This is a genomic window from Stenotrophomonas pictorum JCM 9942 (assembly GCF_001310775.1).
Classification (GTDB): domain Bacteria; phylum Pseudomonadota; class Gammaproteobacteria; order Xanthomonadales; family Xanthomonadaceae; genus Stenotrophomonas; species Stenotrophomonas pictorum.
In genome coordinates this window covers 1-1,463 of sequence record NZ_BAZI01000534.1, presented here as the reverse complement: position 1 = coordinate 1,463, position 1,463 = coordinate 1, and the positions used below count along the sequence as shown (strand labels likewise).

The following is a 1,463-nucleotide window of genomic DNA, read 5'->3' as shown; positions in this document are numbered from 1 at the left end:
CGCGCCCAACTGCGCGCGCAGAAGCAGAGCGCCCACATCGCCCGCCTGGCTGCCGCCACCGAACGCACAGCCGCGGAAACCACCACGCCAAAAACGGGGCCAACCATCCAGCCGGAAACCATCGAGCAATGGATGGCCCGTACCGGCAAAAGCCCCGAAGTTTTGCCCAACAACTTCGACGAGCCCATCACCTCATTCCCTGGCCGCCGGCCCACCGTCAACCCGAAGGGACACAACGCATGAGCGCACACAACGAGCAGCCCGCCGCAGCGCAGGAGGCTGGGCTTGATGCATATGATCAGGCGCTTGATCAGCTGTGGAAGCTGGCCGGCGGCAACGACAGCCCCGTATACAAGCTGTTCCTCGGTTTCCGCGACAGTTTCGCAGCCTCCGTCGCCGCAGCACAGGAGGCGGCGGCGTGGTTCACAGACGACCACCTGACCGACAGGTCAGCGACAACCTTCGATCCAGTCGTCGCAGAGCGGTGGCGGAATAAAGGGTGGCCCGTCACGAAGCTCTACGCCGCCCCCGTCGCCGCAGCGCCGGCCATGGAGTCGATAGGCAAGCGCAAGCTGATGCAGTTGCAGGACGATGGGTTCATCGTCAACGGGGTGGCGATATACAACCCGGAAACGGGTCGTCGTGGACTTGTCGATTATCTCGGCTATGTCGGCTGGGTTGGCTGCACCCCCGCAGCGCCGGTTGGCGAGCTGGATACGGGCAACCTCATCAATGACCCGCTCTATCTTGCGCTCGACGCTCTGTATCAACGTGGATGGACCGACCTACACCGGAAGTGGAAGAACGATCCGCGCGGAACGTTGGAGTGGGACTCCGTGCTTGACTTGTTCCGCGCAGGAAAGGCGTTGGCCAGCACCCCCGCAGCGCCGGGGATCGACCTTGAACAGTTCCGCATGGCAGTAGCGTGCTGGCGCGCGTCGCTACCGCCGGATTCAGAAGGGCGAGCAAAGGCCGATCATCTGTTCGCGCTGATCAATGGGGAGGCCGACGCCAGCCCCAAGGGCGGCAGCGATGCGAGGGATGCGGCGCGCTGGCGAGCAATTGCGCCGCACCTGCGTGTCGATTGGGACGAGAGTGACGAAGCCCAGTTTTGCATGTGGCTGCACATCAAAGACGACGGCGTGACTGTCTCCAGAAGCCCGTCGCACATGCACTCTACCGTGGACGATGCTGCCGATCTGCTGGTTTCCGCAATGCAGGCCACCAGCGCCGAGGTGGGGTCTTGGAGCTGCCCGCGTTGCGGATCAAAGTCGGGCGAGCAGTGCAGTTCATGCGGTTGCTTCTCCAACGAGCAGGACGCCAGCCACGGCGCGGGGGTGTCGGAATGAAGTGGTTTTCGATCGGATTTTTGTGCGTCTGCATAGTCATGGCAAACAACTCACTGGAGAAATCGATATTTCTCGCCGCCATGCTTGTAGTCATGGCCCTACCGGAGAAGCGCC

Annotated in this window: 2 protein-coding genes; both read left to right on the top strand. The window is 62.7% G+C overall.

Annotated elements, in window-relative coordinates; genetic code table 11:
* Positions 1–243, top strand: a 243-nt coding sequence (locus JCM9942_RS15780) for a hypothetical protein (RefSeq protein ID WP_157722989.1), incomplete at its 5' end; no start/stop codon positions are given.
* On the top strand, positions 240–1,349 hold the full coding sequence (locus tag JCM9942_RS15775; RefSeq protein ID WP_054660811.1) for a hypothetical protein: 1,110 nt from the start codon (positions 240–242) through the stop codon (positions 1,347–1,349). The genes JCM9942_RS15780 and JCM9942_RS15775, both read left to right, overlap by 4 nt.
* The last annotated feature ends 114 nt before the right edge of the window (positions 1,350–1,463 follow it).

Bases quoted from the DNA above. Each gene is read 5' to 3' on its own strand.
- JCM9942_RS15775 (WP_054660811.1), top strand. From the start codon at position 240: ATGAGCGCACACAACGAGCAGCCCGCCGCAGCGCAGGAGGCTGGGCTT.